Raw genomic sequence first — 19,029 nt, 5'->3', positions numbered from 1 at the left:
TGTTTCCTGTAGTGAACCTACTTGTTTTCCGCCTTGAAACAAATTGTTTCATCGGTGGATTATTCTTTTTCACCATAGGCAAGGTCTCCTGCGTCACCCAGTCCCGGAACAATGTAAGAATGTTCGTTGAGTTCAGGATCGATGGCTGCACACCAGATCGTTGTCTTGTCTTCAGGAAACACTTTCTTTATATGATCGATAGCTTTTTGACTGGCAATGATAGAAGCAACATGGATTTCGGCTGGGTGTCCTTTGGTCAGCATTGCCTGATAGCTAAGTTCCATACTGCCTCCTGTTGCCAACATAGGATCAGTGATAATCAGTGTCTTGTCATCAATGCGGGGAGAAGCGATATATTCTATATGTATATCGAATTTTAGCGTGTCCTTATATTTGCGATAAGCAGAAACAAATGCATTTTCCGCCCCGTCGAAATAACTGAGGAAACCTTGGTGGAAAGGCAGGCCCGCACGCAGAATAGTACTGATTACTATATGGTTGTCCGGCGTACTTACTGGAGCAATCCCCAGTGGCGTCTGGATATTCTTTACCGAGTATTTAAACTCTTTACTCATCTCATAAGCCATAATTTCTCCGATCCGTTCAATGTTACGGCGGAAACGCAGGCGGTCGTTCTGAACTTCTACATTTCTAATTTCCGATATGTACTGGTTTAGAATCGAATTAGTTTGGCCAAAATCAATTACTTTCATATTATATTTTAATCAAAATTTAATCTCATTTTTACAGTATTGTCAGCATACCGATTTGCAAAGTAAACGATAATCTTTCAAATTGCAATATTCAGTTTGCAGATATTGTTAGGAATTTATAAAAGAGTTTCAATTAAGGAAAAATTTCTTCAATACCTTCTTCCTTTCCAAAGAAAGTATTACTTTTGTTGCCGGATTTACAAGGGGTATCCAAAGTTCCCCATGTCAAGGTAAAAAGAGATAGAAAACAAAATACCAATTTTAATTAATTCAAAGAAAATGGCAAATTTAGATTTAAGCAAGTACGGCATCACAGGTGTGACTGAGATTTTGCACAATCCGTCTTATGATGTTTTGTTCGCTGAAGAAACGAAACCGGGTCTGGAAGGCTTTGAAAAAGGTCAAGTAACTGAATTAGGCGCTGTGAACGTGATGACAGGTATCTATACCGGTCGTTCTCCTAAAGATAAATTCTTCGTTAAGAATGAAGCTTCTGCTGATTCTGTATGGTGGACTTCCGAAGAATACAAAAACGATAACAAACCATGTACTGAAGAAGCTTGGGCTGACTTGAAAGCGAAAGCTGTAAAACAACTTTCCGGCAAACGTTTGTTCGTTGTTGATACTTTCTGCGGTGCTAACAAAGCTACTTGTATGAAAGTACGTTTCATCATGGAAGTAGCTTGGCAGGCTCACTTCGTAACTAACATGTTCATCCGCCCGACTGCTGAGGAACTTGCTAACTACGGAGAACCTGATTTCGTATGTTTCAACGCTTCTAAGGCAAAAGTTGACAACTACAAGGAACTGGGCTTGAACTCTGAAACTGCTACAGTATTCAACCTGAAGACTAAAGAACAAGTAATCCTGAATACTTGGTACGGTGGTGAAATGAAGAAAGGTATGTTCTCTATCATGAACTACATGAACCCGCTTCGTGGTATTGCTTCTATGCACTGCTCTGCTAACACTGATATGGAAGGAACTAGCTCTGCTATCTTCTTCGGATTGTCTGGTACAGGTAAGACTACTTTGTCTACTGACCCGAAACGTAAATTGATCGGTGATGACGAACATGGATGGGATAATGAAGGTGTATTCAACTACGAAGGTGGTTGTTACGCTAAGGTTATCAATCTGGATAAGGAAAGTGAACCGGATATCTACAATGCTATCAAACGTGACGCTTTACTTGAAAACGTAACTGTTGATGCTAACGGTAAGATTGATTTCACTGATAAGAGTGTGACTGAAAACACTCGTGTTTCTTATCCTATTTATCATATCGAAAACATCGTTAAACCGATTTCTAAAGGTCCTCACGCAAAACAAGTGATCTTCTTGTCTGCTGATGCATTCGGTGTATTGCCTCCGGTATCTATCCTGAATCCGGAACAGGCTCAATACTACTTCTTGTCAGGATTTACAGCTAAATTAGCTGGTACAGAACGTGGTATCACTGAACCGACTCCGACATTCTCTGCTTGCTTTGGTGCTGCTTTCTTGTCATTGCACCCGACTAAATATGCAGAAGAATTGGTTAAGAAGATGGAGATGACTGGTGCTAAAGCATACTTGGTTAATACTGGATGGAATGGTTCAGGTAAACGTATCTCTATCAAAGATACTCGTGGCATCATCGATGCTATCCTTGATGGTTCGATTGACAAAGCTCCTACTAAGGTAATTCCTTTCTTCGATTTTGTTGTTCCTACAGAACTTCCGGGTGTTGATCCGAAGATCCTTGATCCGCGCGACACTTATGAATGTGCTTGCAAATGGGAAGAAAAAGCAAAAGATTTGGCTGGACGTTTCATCAAGAACTTCGCTAAATTTACTGGTAATGAAGCTGGTAAAGCTTTGGTTGCTGCTGGTCCGAAACTCTAATTGGAGAATCAGATATAATATGGAAGGCGGTTCGATTTTCGAATCGCCTTTTTTTGTTTATGCCTATGCCTTTTTATGGGAATAAATGCTGCCTGTTTAAAACTTTTCCCTATATTTGCCAAAACAGGAGTACTAACCTTTAAAGGCAGTTATGGTATATCTAGCTACTGACAAACAGACCTATGCGGATCTAAGCATTACAGAGACTGCTAGTAATGAGCAATTTCTTTTCTCTTTGTTTTCCCAAACGGAGACAAAAGAAGGAAGAGCCCTGATGTTGAACTGGATTATTATCCACTAAGTGATTTGGAGACAATCCATAAAAGACAGGAGGCTATTGCATGGGATGCTTTGCCCGAACTTCTTTTGAATGAAGAAGAGCTGCAAACAGCTTTAACCGGAAAACACTGTTTGGTGGTATTGGATGAGATGTTTCGCGAGACGAATGCTAAAGATGCGTTCGAGGCTTCCGTTGCTGTCAATGAATTATTGAAAGGCTTCTCTCATTGTCATTTTTTGATATCGACACATATTCTGGAATATGCGAAAGCCTTTGAAAAGGATTCTTCCTGTTGCTTTTATTATATGGAAGCAGAAATTATTGATGATTCGTTTGTCTGTCCTCATCGGTTGCTGTCGGGGATTTCAGAAGCCAGAGTCGGGTATTGGGTCGTGAAAAAAATACTGTCGGGTTTGATATAGCTTCAATTTGTTGTATCTTTATTAGGATTTCTAATTATACTAATGCTATTCCGATACCTTGCCTTGCAAACTATAGCGACCGGATATCTGATTGCATCTGTCAGTTATGGGTTGAACAGTATATGGGAAACTACTATGCAGTGTAGTTTAGCTTTGACAACTATTTGATTGTATTTCTGATATAACGAATGATGTATAAACATGGAATGTTTTTGAAAATATAAGACGGTACTTTATTTTTTAATAGAAACATATTTTGATTACTTTTGTGCGGACTATAAAACTAATAATCTTAAATAACGACGTGATGACCATGAAGAATTTTTATTCCCTTCTTATCAGTTCCTTATTCTTTACTTCCACGCTTTATGCGGGAGCAACAGATTATACTCAAGGACTCTCTATTTGGTTTGATACACCAAATACTTTGCGGGGATATGCTGCTTGGTATGGCGGAAGACCGGATTTGTGGCAAGGTGAAAATAAACTGATAACAGCAGGAAGCGGACATAATCCGGATACTAGTTGGGAGTCACAGTCATTGCCTATTGGTAACGGTAGCCTCGGTGCAAATATTATGGGATCGGTAGAGGCCGAACGTATCACTTTCAATGAAAAAACGCTTTGGCGCGGTGGTCCGAACACTGCGAAAGGTGCGGACTATTACTGGAATGTCAATAAACAATCGGCTCATCTTTTAGGTGAAATACGCAAAGCATTTACAGAAGGAGATCAGAAAAAGGCTGAAATGCTGACTCGACAGAACTTCAATAGTGAAGTATCGTATGAAGCTGACGGAGAAAATCCTTTCCGTTTCGGCAGTTTTACTACAATGGGGGAATTTTATGTGGAAACCGGACTGAATTTAATAGGGATGAGCGATTATAAGCGTATTCTCTCTTTGGATTCCGCTATGGCAGTCGTGCAATTCAAAAAGGATCGTGTGACTTACCAACGTAACTTTTTTATCTCTTATCCTGCCAATGTAATGGTGATACGTTTCAGCGCGAATCAATCAGGAAAACAAAATTTGGTTTTCAGCTATGCGCCTAACCCCCTGTCTACCGGTAGTATGGTTTCTGATGGGAATAAAGGACTGGTTTACACAGCTTCTTTGGATAACAATGGAATGAAATATGTTGTTCGTATCCAGGCAGAAACAAAAGGAGGAATACTTTCTAATACAGATGGAAGGTTAACGGTGAAGGATGCGGACGAGGTTGTATTTTATATCACAGCGGATACTGATTATAAGATTAACTTTGATCCGGATTTCAAAGATCCGAAAACTTATATAGGTGTCAACCCCGAAGAAACCACCAGGCAGTGGATAAGTAATGCAATGGTACAGGGATATACTGCTTTATTCAATCAGCACTATAATGATTATGCTACTCTGTTCAACCGGGTCCATTTGAAGCTGAATCCAGCGGTGAAAGGAGCGAACCTGCCTACTTCTCAACGGTTGAAAAATTATCGGAAAGGACAGCCGGATTATTATTTGGAAGAGTTGTATTATCAATTTGGGCGTTATCTTCTGATTGCCAGTTCCCGTCCGGGCAATATGCCTGCTAATCTGCAGGGAATCTGGCACAATAATGTTGACGGGCCGTGGCGTGTAGATTATCATAATAATATCAATATCCAGATGAATTATTGGCCGGCTTGTTCTACCAACTTGAATGAGTGTGTGCTTCCGTTGATTGACTTTATCCGTACGCTCGTGAAGCCGGGCGAGAGGACTGCGCAAGCTTATTTCGGGGCAAGAGGATGGACGGCATCTATTTCCGGCAATATTTTCGGTTTTACCACTCCGTTGGAAAGTCAGGATATGTCTTGGAATTTCAATCCGATGGCAGGTCCTTGGCTGGCTACTCATATATGGGAGTATTACGACTATACAAGAGATTTGAATTTTCTGAAAGAAACTGGTTATGAACTGATTAAGAGTAGTGCTGATTTTGCAGTTGATTACCTGTGGCATAAACCGGATGGAACTTATACGGCGGCTCCGTCCACTTCGCCCGAACATGGCCCTATTGATCAGGGAGCTACTTTTGTGCATGCTGTAGTGCGTGAAATTCTGATGGGTGCGATTGAAGCAAGCAAAGTATTGGGTGTAGATAGGAAAGCACGTAAGCAATGGGAGCATGTGCTTGCTAATCTCGTTCCCTATCAAATAGGTCGTTATGGACAGTTGATGGAATGGTCGGTGGATATGGATGATCCGAAAGATGAACATCGTCATGTGAATCATTTGTTTGGCCTGCATCCGGGACATACTGTTTCTCCGGTCACTACTCCCGAACTGGCGAAAGCTGCTAAAGTAGTATTGGTGCATCGTGGTGATGGGGCTACCGGTTGGAGTATGGGTTGGAAGTTGAATCTGTGGGCACGTTTGCAGGATGGTAATCACGCTTATACTTTATTCGGCAATTTATTGAAGAACGGAACCATGGATAATTTGTGGGATACACATCCGCCTTTCCAGATTGACGGAAACTTAGGTGGAACAGCAGGAATCACCGAAATGCTCCTCCAAAGTCACATGGGGGGTATTCAATTATTACCGGCTTTGCCGGATGCATGGAAAGATGGTTCTGTCAGTGGTCTCTGCGCCAAAGGAAACTTTGAGGTGGACTTGTCATGGAAAAACGGACAGCTTGCAGAAGCAACCATCTTCTCGAAAGCAGGTGAACCTTGTATGGTGAGATACGGAGATAAAACTCTCTCTTTCAAAACAAGTAAAGGAAAAGTTTATAAATTGGCTTTAGATGCAGACCGACTGATCATCAAATAATGCTTTATTACACGGAGTTCGCTCTATCCGGAGAAGTATATTCATCATATAGAGATAGCCAAACCTAATCTTACCGTCATCCGGATCTTACTACTAATTTTCTACTATCTTTATTGTAAAATTCAAAAAGTATCCAATTTAACATGTTGGTATTTCTTGACTCCAACATTCCTAAATATAAATAACGTGAGTTCGATATAACAGATTAAAATTGAATAATAAGAACATAGCAATAAAAGTATTCAATTTATAGTGTCCCCAAAATAACATTTAAACGATTACCACTATGTTCTCAGAGGATAAAGTCACAGATGTTTATTGTATGGCAGATGATTTCTGCAAAGAATTTGCATTGCAACAGGCAAAATATATGGTTGCGGAGAAGAATCATAAGCATCGTAATAAGGCTAACCGGTTGAGTGATACGGAAATCATGGTTATTCTTATCTTGTTTCATTCCGGCGGTTTCAGATGCTTCAATCATTATTACAAGGAGTATGTGAGTAAACATCTGCCCCACCTGTCCCCTAAACTTGTCTCCTACAACCGTTTCGTGGAGTTGGAGAAGGGTATGGCGTAACCAACGCATACTCATTCACAAGACTTTCTATAATTATGAGCCATGGCAATGGAGCCTCTCTGATTGAGAATTGCATGATGAGGGCCCGTTGAGACAGTTCTATAGAAGATGATTTCCACATGCATCTCTAATTGGGACAATAGCCTGCCAGGATGCTGTCCGTTAGGCAATTTTATTTCGTATAACTATAGTATACTTTGCGTATGACTATAGTTATACGCAAGGGAGACTATAGTCATGCGCAAGGGAAACTATAGTCATACGAAGTCGGAATAGGCAAAGCGGTGAATCCGATTAGGCAATCAAAGGAAACCGGATTGAATAAATCCGGAGAACCGATTTACTTATGCGTATGTGGCAATGTGTGATGCAACCCGCCATTGATATGAATTTTATCAATGACGGGTAACTTTTCATTTCCTGATTTTATATCAAACTTACGTTAAATACTATTAGACAGAACCGGATAGAAAGCCGGAATGAAAAGACAAAATCTTAATGTAAAGTCTCAAAACAAAAAGAGAGAAAATTTTTCTCGGGAAAGAGGTTCTCATTATTAATATTAAATAATGCTCACCATGCATTATGAATGGAATAAAAATGGGATAAGTTCTAACAGAACTTAGTAACTATTTTCATAGTCTTTTATTAAAGAAAGAAACCTATGGCATATCACCCATGAACTGTTTCATATTTCTATGAATATTTGCCGTTTATTTCATTATGTAATACTATGATGGGACAAAAGTATGTATTTTTTTTGCATAAAGCAACAGAAATATGTTTTTTTTCAAGGAGTCATTCAACATCTTGCCAAGTACTGTTAGGACTTAATTACTTTTTAATAAACAAATTAACAAAACAAATCAGCATGGTTCAGAAAGAAGTAAGAAAAGAATGACATACATACATTAACCTCCAATAATTATGCTTATGAAGTAGAGAAACAAATCTTTTACAAACCTTATTCCGGAAATAGAATAAATCCGGAATCTCAAAACAAACAATCAAATTAATATTTAACCGAACAATTTAGCGTATGGCAGAAAAAATTAACCTGTTTCCGAACCTAATCCGGTTTCGAGAAACAATTTGCCTGAAAATGGCAATCGCAGCTTCTATCATGCTATGGTGTGCTACACCTCAGCAAGCGGCAGCCGATACTTACGAAAAACACGAAATCACCTCCGTACAGCAGCAGAAAGTGAAAACAACAGGTACGGTACTGGACCAGAACGGAGAAGCCATGATTGGTGTATCCGTCAAAGTGAAAGACAATGACACTATGGGTACCATCACTGATATGGAGGGAAAATTCTCTATCGATGCACCTAAAGGCGCTACGCTCGAGATCTCCTACATTGGCTATCAAACCGTTACAGTCAAAGCTGAAGGCGCAACTCTCCACATTACGATGAAAGAAGACACCGAAGTACTGGATGAAGTTGTTATCGTGGGCTATGGTTCACAAAAGAAGGTGAACGTAACCGGTGCTGTCGGTATGGTAAACTCTGAAGTACTCGAAGCCCGTCCGGTGCAAAATGTATCACAGGCATTACAGGGTGTAGTGCCGGGTCTGAACCTCTCGGTGGGCAACTCCGGCGGTGCGCTGGATAGCTCAATGAGTATCAATATCCGTGGTGCCGGTACTATTGGCGACGGCTCCGGATCTTCTCCTCTTATTTTGATCGATGGCATCGAAGGTGACCTGAACTCGGTTAATCCGAACGACATAGAAAACGTATCCGTACTGAAGGATGCAGCTTCTGCTTCTATCTATGGTGCCCGTGCCGCATTCGGTGTAATCCTCGTTGCAACGAAGAGTGGTAAGAGCGGCAAAACAAAAGTTAGCTATAACGGTAACGTACGTTTCTCCGATGCGCTTTGTGTTCCGGAAATGATGGACTCCTATCAATTCGCACTCTACTTTAATCGTGCAGCTGAAAATGCCGGTGACTCAGGTCCATTCAGCCAAGAAGCACTCGACCGTATTCTTGCCTATCAAGCCGGAACCCGGAAAGAAACAACGACCATGGACGAACGAACCCGTAAATGGCAGGCTTATGGCGGTGCTAATGCCAACACCGACTGGTTCAAAGAGTTCTATAATGACTGGGTTCCGTCACAAGAGCACAGCCTGAGCATCAGTGGAGGTTCGGAGAAAACGCAGTATACCATCAGCGGAAGCTTCCTTGACCAGAACGGTCTGCTTCGCCATGGCAGCGATAATTTCCAACGTTATACGATGAACGGTAAAATCACAAGCCAGATTGCTGATTGGTTCACTGTCACTTACTCAACCAAATGGACACGCGAAGACTTTGACCGCCCGTCATACCTGACAGGTCTCTTCTTTCACAACATCGCCCGTCGCTGGCCGACCAACCCGGCTTACGACCCGAACGGACATCCGCTAGAAGGCATGGAAATCGAACAGTTGGAAAACGGTGGAAAACAGATCAATCAGAAAGATCTGAACACTCAACAGCTACAGTTCATTTTCGAGCCCATCAAAAACTGGAGAATCAACGTGGAAGGTAGTTTACGCACAATGAACACGAACGAACACTGGGATGTATTGCCGGTATATGCATACAACGCAGATAACGAACCGTACCTGATTTCATGGAACGGAGGCGCACTCGGCCTCTCTCAGGTAAACGAGTATTCATATAAAGAAAATTACTATACGACCAACATCTACTCGGATTACTTTAAACAGTTTGACAGCGGACACTACTTCAAAGTTATGGCCGGTTTCAACAGTGAGCTTTATAAAACCCGTTCTGTCCAGGCTCAAAAGAGTACACTGATTTCAAGTTCAGTGCCTACCATCAGCACAGCCACTGAAGATCCGAAAGCATGGGGAGGATATGCCCACAATGCCGTAGCCGGTTTCTTCGGACGTATCAACTACAATTATAAAGACCGATACATGGTGGAAGCTAACGGACGTTACGACGGTTCGTCACGTTTTATAGGTGACAAACGCTGGGGATTCTTCCCTTCGTTCTCTGCCGGATGGAACGTTGCACAAGAACCATTCTTTGAAAGAATCGCCGAAAAATGTAGCATCGGTACATTGAAACTCCGCGCCTCTTGGGGACAATTAGGTAATACAGATACCAAAGACGCATGGTATCCTTTCTATCAGACTATGCCGACAGGCTCCAACTATGGCTGGTTGCTGAACGGAGGATTACCTAACTATGCCAACAATCCGGGCATTGTCAGCATGAAGAAAACATGGGAAACCATCGAAACATGGGATGTCGGTTTGGACTGGGGATTATTTAACAACCGCTTGACCGGTTCGTTCGACTACTTCGTTCGTTATACTTACGATATGATCGGGCCGGCCCCTGAATTGGCTGCATCTCTGGGTACCGGAGTGCCAAAGATCAATAATGCGGATATGAAATCCTACGGCTTTGAACTTGAACTGGGTTGGAGAGACCGTATCCGGGATTTTTCTTATGGCGTGAAATTCGTTCTGTCTGATTCTCAGCAGAAAATTCTGAAATATCCGAATGAAGACTACAACATCGGTACTTATTACAAAGGTCAGAAACTCAATAATATCTGGGGATACAAAACAATCGGTATCGCACAAAGCCAGGAAGAAATGGACGCTCATCTGGCAAAAGTAGACCAATCGGCCTTGGGTAATAAATGGGGAGCAGGTGACATTATGTACGCCGACCTCAATGGTGATGGCAAGATCAGCACAGGAAGCAATAAGCTGGGAGATACAGGTGACCGCGTTATTCTGGGGAACAGTACACCGCGCTTTAACTACGGTCTGACTATTGATGCAAGCTGGAAAGGAATCGACTTCCGTGCATTCTTCCAGGGTATCGGCAAACGTGACTATTGGCTGCAGGGTCCGTACTTCTGGGGGTCAACCGGTCTTGGACAATGGCAGGCTACCGGTTTCAAGGAACATTGGGATTTCTGGCGTCCGGAAGGTGATCCTTTGGGAGCAAACACCAACGCTTACTACCCACGTGTAGCAAGAAACGGTGGTAAGAATACGAATGTACAGAGCCGTTATTTGCAAAACGCAGCTTATTGTCGTCTGAAAAATATCCAGATAGGCTATACTTTGCCTAAAACATGGACAGAAAAAGCAGGTATGTCGTCTGTACGTGTCTATGTATCCGGAGACAACCTGCTTACTTTCTCTGATATCACAGGCATCTTCGACCCGGAAGCAATCGGAAGTACATATGATGCGAATAACGGTAAACTGTATCCGTTGCAGAGAGTCATTTCAGTCGGTTTAAATGTTAACTTCTAAAAAACACCAAGATTATGAAAATTAAAATGAAATATATCGTGGCGCAGGCTAGCCTCGTAGCGGGAGTATCCATAGCTCTGACTTCGTGCAACGACTTTTTGGACAGAGAGCCGCTGGATCAGGTCACCCCGCAAGAGTATTTCCAGACTGTAGACCACCTGGCGGCATATACCATTTCAAAATACAACTCTATGTTCTCAACACATGGCGGATGGAATGCCGGTACGGTAAACAATGATGGCGGTACAGACAACATGGTAGTGGGTGGCTATAACTCTACTTACTATGAAAAAGGAATCTGGAAAGTTCCTTCAAATAATAACAACTGGTCCAACGGATTGTCACTGGCCCGTTATTGCAACTACTTTTTCGAACAGGTGCTGCCTAAATACGAAGCTGGAAAGATTTCGGGGGCAGAAGATGAAATCAAACACTACATCGGTGAAATGTATTTCATGCGTGCCTTGATATATTACAACCAGCTACGTAAATACGGGGATTATCCTATCATTACCGAGGTGCTTCCGGATGATGAAGCGATACTGATTGAAAAGAGTGTACGTCAGCCACGCAATAAAGTGGCCCGCTTCATTCTCGAAGATCTCGACAAAGCCATCGGAGCAATGAAGAACCAAGGCTTCATGAACAATAATCGCCTGAATAAGCAATGTGCATTGCTGCTCAAATCACGTGTGGCATTATACGAAGCCACATTTGAGAAATATCATCAGGGGACAGGCCGCGTGCCGGGTGACGAAACATGGCCGGGAAAGAGAGTACATCCGAATTTCTCACTTGATGTAGCGGCTGAAATCAACTTCTTCCTCGACCAGTGTATGGATGCAGCTTCACAAGTAGCGGACGCTATCACACTGACTGAAAACACAGGAGTATTCAATCCGCCCAGCGACAGCGAATATTCCGGTTGGAATCCTTACTTTGAAATGTTTTCTGCCGAAGATATGAGTGGTTATTCCGAAGTTCTTTTCTGGAAAGACTATCTTCGTTCGGGAAGTATCAACATTAGCCACGGTGCTCCCAACTATATTTATTCAGGTGGAAACAATGGAATGTTGAGGAGTTATGTACAGACTTTCCTGATGGAGAACGGATTGCCTTGGTATGCCAGCAACAGCGGGTTTAAAGGTGACAGCAGAATTCAGAAAGAAAAGGAGGGACGTGACCAGCGCCTGCAACTTTTCTTATTCGGTGAGAAAGACAAGCAAGCCCCGAGAGCCGATGGTGACGGCGTTATGCCCGAGTTCGGCGAACCTGCCCTCTTTGAATTGCAGGAAGTCAGAGACTTGACAGGATATCGCATCCGTAAGTGCCTGACTTATAAGAAAGACCAGATCATTTCCGGTTCCGACCAGTCGACCACAGGATGCATCATCTATCGTGGTGTGGAGGCTTACCTTAACTATCTGGAAGCATATTACCTGAGAAACGGTAAGATCGATGGAAAGGCAGCCCAATACTGGACCGCTATCCGCAAACGTGGCGGAGTGGACACAGATTACGAAAAGACCATCCACAATACGGATATGAGCAAGGAAGTAGACTGGGCTAAATACTCCGGTTCTACATTGATAAACGAAACTTTATTCAATATCCGCCGCGAACGTCGTTGCGAATTCATCGGTGAAGGTATGCGTTGGGACGACCTGATGCGTTGGAGAGCCATGGATCAGTTGCTCACAACCAAATATATTCCGGAAGGATTCAATTTTTGGGATGAGGCTTATGATGACTATGTGGCAATGAAGAATGACAAAGGCGATCCCAAATACAAAATTGTATCAGACGGTAGCTCAACGGCCAATATGTCAGCCAAAGAATTGGGTAAGTATGTACGTCCGTACTCAATCGTAAAAGCAAATAACGCTGCATTTGACGGTTACACATTCGCTAAGGCATACTACTTGTATCCAGTGCCGATACGGCAAATGGAGCTTCTGTCTCCGGACCGTTCAGTCGACAGTTCTGTGCTTTACCAAAATCCATATTGGCCAAGCAAAACAAGCGAACCTGCTATCGAATAATAGTTTTTCAATAGGAACTAAAATATAAAAAAGTATTGATTTTTAGTATACAATAAAGTTGTTGTGGTAAGAGATTTATAGCAGTTACACAAATTTGAAAGAGGTAAATTGGGAAGAGGGTACCTTTTTGGACACCCTCTTTTAAATAATATAGTAGTATACAGGAAAAACATATATAGACAGAAAAGAGGGTGTGTCAAAATTCCCTTTTTGAGGAATTTACCCCTGCTATAGCTATCTGTGACAGGGGTAAATCTTTATATTTAGGCATTATGGCACACCCTCTCTCGTTATATAGATATCCGCAAATATCAGTTCTTGTTTGCACGTTTACGTTCGATTTCATCCAAAATCACTTTACGTATACGCATTGCTTTGGGAGTAACTTCTACATATTCGTCTTCCTTAATATATTCCAGTGCTTCTTCAAGTGAGAACTGAATGGGCGGAATCAGACGTGCTTTTTCATCTGAACCGGAAGCACGCATATTCGTCAATTTCTTCGATTTAGTTACGTTGATAACCAGATCGTTGTCATGAGAGTGTTCGCCTACTACTTGTCCTGCATAAACTTCGTCTTGCGGGAAAATAAAGAATTTACCACGATCCTGTAATTTGTCGATGGCATAAGCGAAAGCTGTTCCGCTTTCCATAGCAATCATAGAACCGTTGGTACGGCGTTCGATTTCTCCTTTGTACGGCTGATATTCTTTGAAACGGTGCGCCATAATGGCTTCACCGGCAGAAGCTGTCAGTACATTCGTACGCAAACCGATGATACCGCGTGAAGGCATGTTGAACTCAAGGTTGATGCGTTCGCCCGTATTTTCCATCTTCACCATCTCACCTTTACGACGGGTGACCATATCAATAATCTTGCTGGAATATTCTTCCGGTACATTGATGGTCAACTCTTCAATCGGCTCGCATTTCACTTCGTCGATTTCTTTGAAGATAACCTGCGGCTGACCTACCTGCAATTCGTACCCCTCGCGACGCATTGTTTCGATTAATACGGAAAGGTGGAGTACACCACGGCCGGAAACAATCCATTTACCGTCTTCTTCACTCTTCTTCACGCGAAGAGCCAGATTCTTATCGAGTTCTTTCATCAAGCGGTCATGGATGTGTCGTGAAGTCACAAACTTACCGTCCTTTCCGAAGAAAGGAGAATCATTGATGGTAAACAACATACTCATGGTCGGCTCATCAATAGCGATTGGCGGCAATGCTTCCGGATTTTCAAAATCACAAACTGTATCTCCAATTTCGAATCCGTCGATACCTACTAGTGCGCAGATGTCACCGGAAGAAACTTCGTTTGTTTTCACGCGGCCTAAACCTTCGAAAACATGGAGTTCTTTGATTTTGCTCTTGAACATATCACCGTTACGTTTCGCGAGCGTTATATTCATACCTTCTTTTAATGTACCGCGATGTACACGACCTACAGCGATACGACCGGTATAAGAAGAATAATCTAGAGAAGTGATCAACAGCTGGGGAGTACCCTCCAACTGTTGCGGTGCCGGAATGTTTTCGATGATACAGTCCAGTAACGGAGTAATGCTGTCAGTCTGTTGCTTCCAGTCAGTGCTCATCCAATTGTTTTTGGCGGAACCGTAGATCACGGGAAAGTCCAGTTGCTCTTCTGTTGCGTTCAGGCTGAACATCAAATCAAAGACCATTTCGTAAACTTCTTCCGGACGGCAGTTAGGTTTATCTACCTTATTAACTACCACGATAGGTTTCAAACCTATCTCCAGTGCTTTTTGTAACACGAAACGAGTTTGGGGCATCGGACCTTCAAAGGCGTCCACCAGCAGAATACAGCCGTCGGCCATATTCAATACACGCTCTACCTCACCACCGAAGTCACTGTGTCCCGGAGTATCAATAATATTAATTTTTGTACCGTTGTAATTGATGGATACGTTTTTGGAGAGAATCGTTATACCACGTTCACGTTCCAAATCGTTGTTATCCAGAATAAGTTCACCACTATTTTGGTTGCTGCGGAATAAATTTCCAGCCAATAACATCTTGTCAACCAGCGTTGTTTTCCCATGGTCAACATGGGCAATGATTGCAATATTTCGAATATTTTGCATATAATACCTATTATTTGGCCGCAAAGGTACGAAAATAGGATTAGAAATATATGCAATGGTAGCAATTTTTTCTTGTAAATCGTTGTGTGATATAAAGATAATGTCTATCTTTGCACGCTCAAAAGAATAAATTATCAATTAAAATTCTAAGAATTATGTATTTAGACGCTGCTAAAAAGCAAGAAATCTTTGGAAAGTACGGAAAGTCTAACACTGACACCGGCTCAGCTGAGGCTCAGGTGGCTTTGTTTTCCTACCGTATTTCTCACCTGACTGAGCATATGAAGCTCAACAGAAAAGATTATAGTACTGAAAGAGCGTTAACAATGTTGGTAGGTAAGCGTCGTCGCTTGCTCGATTACCTGAAGGCAAGAGATATCGAAAGATATCGCGCTATTGTTAAAGAGCTCGGTTTGCGTAAGTAATCTACTTGTCGCAAAAAGATTAAGAGCCGTTCCTCATGATAAGAAGAGGAGCGGCTTTTTTGTTTTTTTCTTTTTCTTCCCGATAGTCGTATTTTCTTTGGCTATAATTGTGTTTATCTAAAGATTTTACTATTTTTGTATTTTAATTATTATGATTTGTCACCTTTGATCACTAAAATTCTTTCAAAATGGATACAAGTAAGATTGTTGGCGAAAAAATTAAAGCCCTTCGCGAAGATAAATCAATAACCATAGAAGAGTTGGCGCAACGTTCGGGTTTGGCTATCGAACAGGTTGAGCGTATTGAGAATAACATTGATATACCTTCTCTTGCGCCACTGATTAAAATTGCACGTGTGTTGGGGGTACGTCTGGGTACTTTCCTTGATGATCAGGATGAAGTCGGGCCGGTGGTATGTCGTAAGAAAGAGGCTAAAGACGCGATTAGTTTTTCCAATAATGCAATTCGCTCTCGCAAACACATGGAATATCATTCGTTGTCCAAGTCAAAAGCAGATCGCCACATGGAGCCGTTTATTATTGATGTGATGCCAACGGAAGATACTGACTTCGTGCTTTCTTCTCATGAAGGGGAGGAATTTATCATGGTTATGGAGGGAATTATGGAAATCAGCTACGGTAAGAATGTCTATTTACTGGAAGAAGGTGATAGTATTTATTATGATTCCATTGTCCCTCATCATGTACATGCTTATGAGGGACAGGCTGCAAAAATATTGGCAGTAATTTACACGCCGATTTAATGAAATAAGTCGGGAACATTTGATCGTACGTGGGGGCAGTGACCCGAGCACTGGGCTGGAGAGACTCCCGATAAGGAATATAATTCAAAAGTAAGGTAGATTGTCCCGATGTGATAAATATGCAATATACATCGGGAACTACCGTTTTTCACACGCTGCTAAATAAAATCATCACCCAGTTGTATTTGGGCGTCATTCACATATTTACGGATGGCATGTTCTTCATCTTTGCGGCAAATTAAAAGAACGTTATCCGATTCTGCTATTAGAAATCCTTCCAGTCCATCGATTACGGCCAGTTTTCCTTTTGGAAGTACTACCATATTATCTTTGCTGTTATAAATGAGTGAATGACATTTCAGGGTAACGTTACCTTCCGGGTCTCTTTCCGATAAATCATAAAGTGATCCCCAAGTCCCAAGGTCAGACCAACCGAAATCTCCTAATGATACATATACGTTATCCGCTTTTTCCATAATACCGAAATCGATGGACACATTTGGACATGCAGGGAAATTCTCTTGAATAAATGCTTTCTCTTTATCGGTGGCATAAATGTTTTTTCCCGGTGCTAGTTTGGAGGCTAATTCAGGCAATAAGTCTTCATTCGCTTTGATGATTGTATTTACATTCCACATAAATAGACCGGAATTCCAGTAAAATTCTCCGCTTTCTACAAACACTTTGGCTAATTCCTGTTCCGGTTTTTCGGTGAATGTTTTTACTTTGTAGAAGTTGTCTCCTGCGGGTTCGTCTATTTGTATATATCCATATCCAGTTTCCGGACGATTGGGTTTAATGCCTAATGTTAATAGCTTTTCAGAGCGTGAAACAAAATCAAGTCCTTTTTCGATAGCGGCAAGAAACTCATCCTCTTTTAAAATTAAATGGTCTGAAGGTGCGACTACGATATTGGCATTTGGATTCAGTGCTCGGATGTGGTAAGAAGCCCATGCTATACATGGAGCGGTGTTCCGTCTAGCAGGTTCCAGCAGGATTTGGCTTTCATTTACTTCAGGCAATTGTTCCTTCACCAAGTCTGCATATATTGTATTGGTGACGATGAAAATGTTTCCTGTGGGGATAATCTTTTGGAACCGGTCGAAAGTCTGCTGTAAAAGTGAACGACCCGTTCCAAAGAAATCTAAGAATTGTTTGGGCAATGTTTTGCGGCTAAACGGCCAAAAGCGGCTTCCAATACCGCCACTCATAATCACGCAATAATTATCCTGATTTGTCATGATAGTGACTCTGTTTTAAAGTTTTTGCTAATGTACGGTTTATTCTCTGAATAGAGAAGTGTTTAAGGTATGTTTTATTATTTTTTTCCAATATTGTCCTAAATAAATTTTGAGCATGAGCTAACTGACTATACTGTTAAGTATAGCCTCGAGAGTTCAAAATCAATCCCCCCTAATCGTTTTCGATGGTTTCGGGAGGTGGTGTAAATGGTTGATCAAGCCATTTTTGGAGGTCGATTTTGGTAAATGTGTTCAGCCGGAGCGTGACCACAAGGTTAGCCAATGCCCATTTGTATCTTGCGATGTGCTTTAGCCATGTCAGAATCAGCATTGTAGTCATAGCAGTCCATATTTGGGTCTCTACGGCATTGCGGGATGTGCCGATAAAGCTCTTGATGCGTAGCAGTTGCTTGAGGTTGCGAAAGAAGATTTCTATGTTCCACCGAGCCTTGTACAGAGCCGCTATGCTTGATGCTGCCAATGTGAAGTTGTTTGTGAGTAACTCAATTTCAAAACCGTGTTCATCGTTCCATACTGCGATGCGACGTAAACGTTTGGGATATTTGGATTTGGCCGCCGAGAGTTCGAACTCGATTATTTCGTCAATAAGTACATTCTGAGCGTGTTTTTCAGGCAAAGGCAACTCCTCTATGGCTTTGTACCGGATATTGTCTTTATGACGCACTACAAAGAACACGTTGCTGCTGTCCCAATTATTCAGCAATGAGTAGTCACAGTAGCCTCGGTCGGCTACTACAATACTATACGGATGTAACTCAATATCAAAAGCAGCTTTGTTGTCGGTGGTTTTGCCATCGGTGATATTCACGAACTCCGGCAAAAGACTGTCATAGTCCAATAGCGTGTGCATCTTGACCGCCCCCTTGGTGGTAGTGTAATGTGCCCAGTCATATATTGACAGAGTCAATGACACCAATGTGGAGTCGAGCAGTTTTATCGGCATCTTGAAACGGAACTTTCTTCGTTGCCATAGGGCTTGCTGTCCGAAATACTGAAACAACGAGTAGAATATGCCGCGAAAAACCGAACTGTCTCGGTTGGCGTTCTGATATGCTACCGTTGACTTGGATGGTGCACGGTTGATTCCCAAATGATTGAGGTTGCCGGTGGCTGATTTCAGCCCGTTTGAGATATCTCTGACTGAATCACATCCTGAGAATTGGCTGAAAATCATGCTAACAAACTGACTCCATGTATTGTAGCCCTTGCAATGCTTGTCTGACCCCGAAGATTTTATGATTTTCCTGATATTTTCTTTCGGGAGATGTGATATTACCTGTGCGAAAAGTGTTATATTTGCCATAGGAAGTAGATGAGTTGGTAGCTTGCTACTAAGGTAGTCATTTTACCTTAGTTCTACTTCCTTTTTATTTGTTCCCCCCAATTTATTTAGGACAATATTGATTTTTTTCCCCTTTTTTTTGCCGAACTATTGTGGAATCA

Annotated in this window: 10 protein-coding genes and 2 pseudogenes; 8 read left to right on the top strand and 4 right to left on the bottom strand. The window is 42.0% G+C overall.

The window, feature by feature from the left end; genetic code table 11:
- Positions 1-59: 59 nt before the first annotated feature.
- On the bottom strand, positions 60-713 hold the full coding sequence (gene upp, locus AB9N12_RS08800; RefSeq protein ID WP_369891479.1) for a uracil phosphoribosyltransferase: 654 nt from the start codon (positions 711-713) through the stop codon (positions 60-62).
- Positions 714-992: 279 nt separating this feature from the next.
- Between upp and pckA the strand changes: the two genes are divergently transcribed.
- The 6 genes and pseudogenes from pckA to AB9N12_RS08770 all read left to right on the top strand — a co-directional run bounded on the left by pckA (position 993) and on the right by AB9N12_RS08770 (position 13,024).
- Entirely contained in the window at positions 993-2,600 is a 1,608-nt protein-coding gene (pckA, locus tag AB9N12_RS08795) for a phosphoenolpyruvate carboxykinase (ATP) (RefSeq protein WP_369891477.1), read from the top strand.
- A gap of 151 nt (positions 2,601-2,751) precedes the next feature.
- Positions 2,752-3,302: pseudogene (locus AB9N12_RS08790) on the top strand (hypothetical protein).
- 313 nt (positions 3,303-3,615) lie between these two features.
- Positions 3,616-6,102 (top strand): glycoside hydrolase N-terminal domain-containing protein, encoded by a 2,487-nt coding sequence (locus tag AB9N12_RS08785; RefSeq protein ID WP_369891475.1) that lies wholly within the window; start codon positions 3,616-3,618, stop codon positions 6,100-6,102.
- A 286-nt stretch (positions 6,103-6,388) separates the two neighbouring features.
- A pseudogene (locus tag AB9N12_RS08780) lies at positions 6,389-6,670 on the top strand (IS982 family transposase); the annotation flags it as partial.
- Between the two features lie 1,051 nt (positions 6,671-7,721).
- Positions 7,722-10,982, top strand: a complete 3,261-nt coding sequence (locus AB9N12_RS08775) for a SusC/RagA family TonB-linked outer membrane protein (protein WP_369891473.1) — start codon at positions 7,722-7,724, stop codon at positions 10,980-10,982.
- A 14-nt stretch (positions 10,983-10,996) separates the two neighbouring features.
- On the top strand, positions 10,997-13,024 hold the full coding sequence (locus AB9N12_RS08770) for a RagB/SusD family nutrient uptake outer membrane protein (RefSeq protein ID WP_369891471.1): 2,028 nt from the start codon (positions 10,997-10,999) through the stop codon (positions 13,022-13,024).
- 311 nt (positions 13,025-13,335) lie between these two features.
- Here AB9N12_RS08770 and typA read toward each other — a convergent pair whose 3' ends face one another.
- Positions 13,336-15,135: a translational GTPase TypA gene (gene typA / locus AB9N12_RS08765; RefSeq protein WP_369891469.1), complete on the bottom strand. Its 1,800-nt coding sequence runs from the start codon at positions 15,133-15,135 to the stop codon at positions 13,336-13,338.
- Between the two features lie 155 nt (positions 15,136-15,290).
- Between typA and rpsO the strand changes: the two genes are divergently transcribed.
- Both rpsO and AB9N12_RS08755 read left to right on the top strand, forming a co-directional pair.
- On the top strand, positions 15,291-15,560 hold the full coding sequence (gene rpsO, locus AB9N12_RS08760; RefSeq protein ID WP_004296393.1) for a 30S ribosomal protein S15: 270 nt from the start codon (positions 15,291-15,293) through the stop codon (positions 15,558-15,560).
- 188 nt (positions 15,561-15,748) lie between these two features.
- A complete protein-coding gene (locus AB9N12_RS08755; protein WP_369891466.1) occupies positions 15,749-16,324 on the top strand; it encodes a helix-turn-helix domain-containing protein in 576 nt (191 codons plus the stop codon).
- A gap of 158 nt (positions 16,325-16,482) precedes the next feature.
- Here AB9N12_RS08755 and AB9N12_RS08750 read toward each other — a convergent pair whose 3' ends face one another.
- On the bottom strand, positions 16,483-17,565 hold the full coding sequence (locus tag AB9N12_RS08750) for a mannose-1-phosphate guanylyltransferase (protein ID WP_369891465.1): 1,083 nt from the start codon (positions 17,563-17,565) through the stop codon (positions 16,483-16,485).
- A 172-nt stretch (positions 17,566-17,737) separates the two neighbouring features.
- Positions 17,738-18,889: an IS4 family transposase gene (locus tag AB9N12_RS08745; protein ID WP_369888970.1), complete on the bottom strand. Its 1,152-nt coding sequence runs from the start codon at positions 18,887-18,889 to the stop codon at positions 17,738-17,740.
- Positions 18,890-19,029: the final 140 nt, after the last annotated feature.

This window comes from Bacteroides sp. AN502(2024) (assembly GCF_041227145.1).
GTDB lineage: Bacteria > Bacteroidota > Bacteroidia > Bacteroidales > Bacteroidaceae > Bacteroides.
Note: the sequence above shows the minus strand (reverse complement) of the source record. Positions and strands in the feature narration are given on the sequence as shown.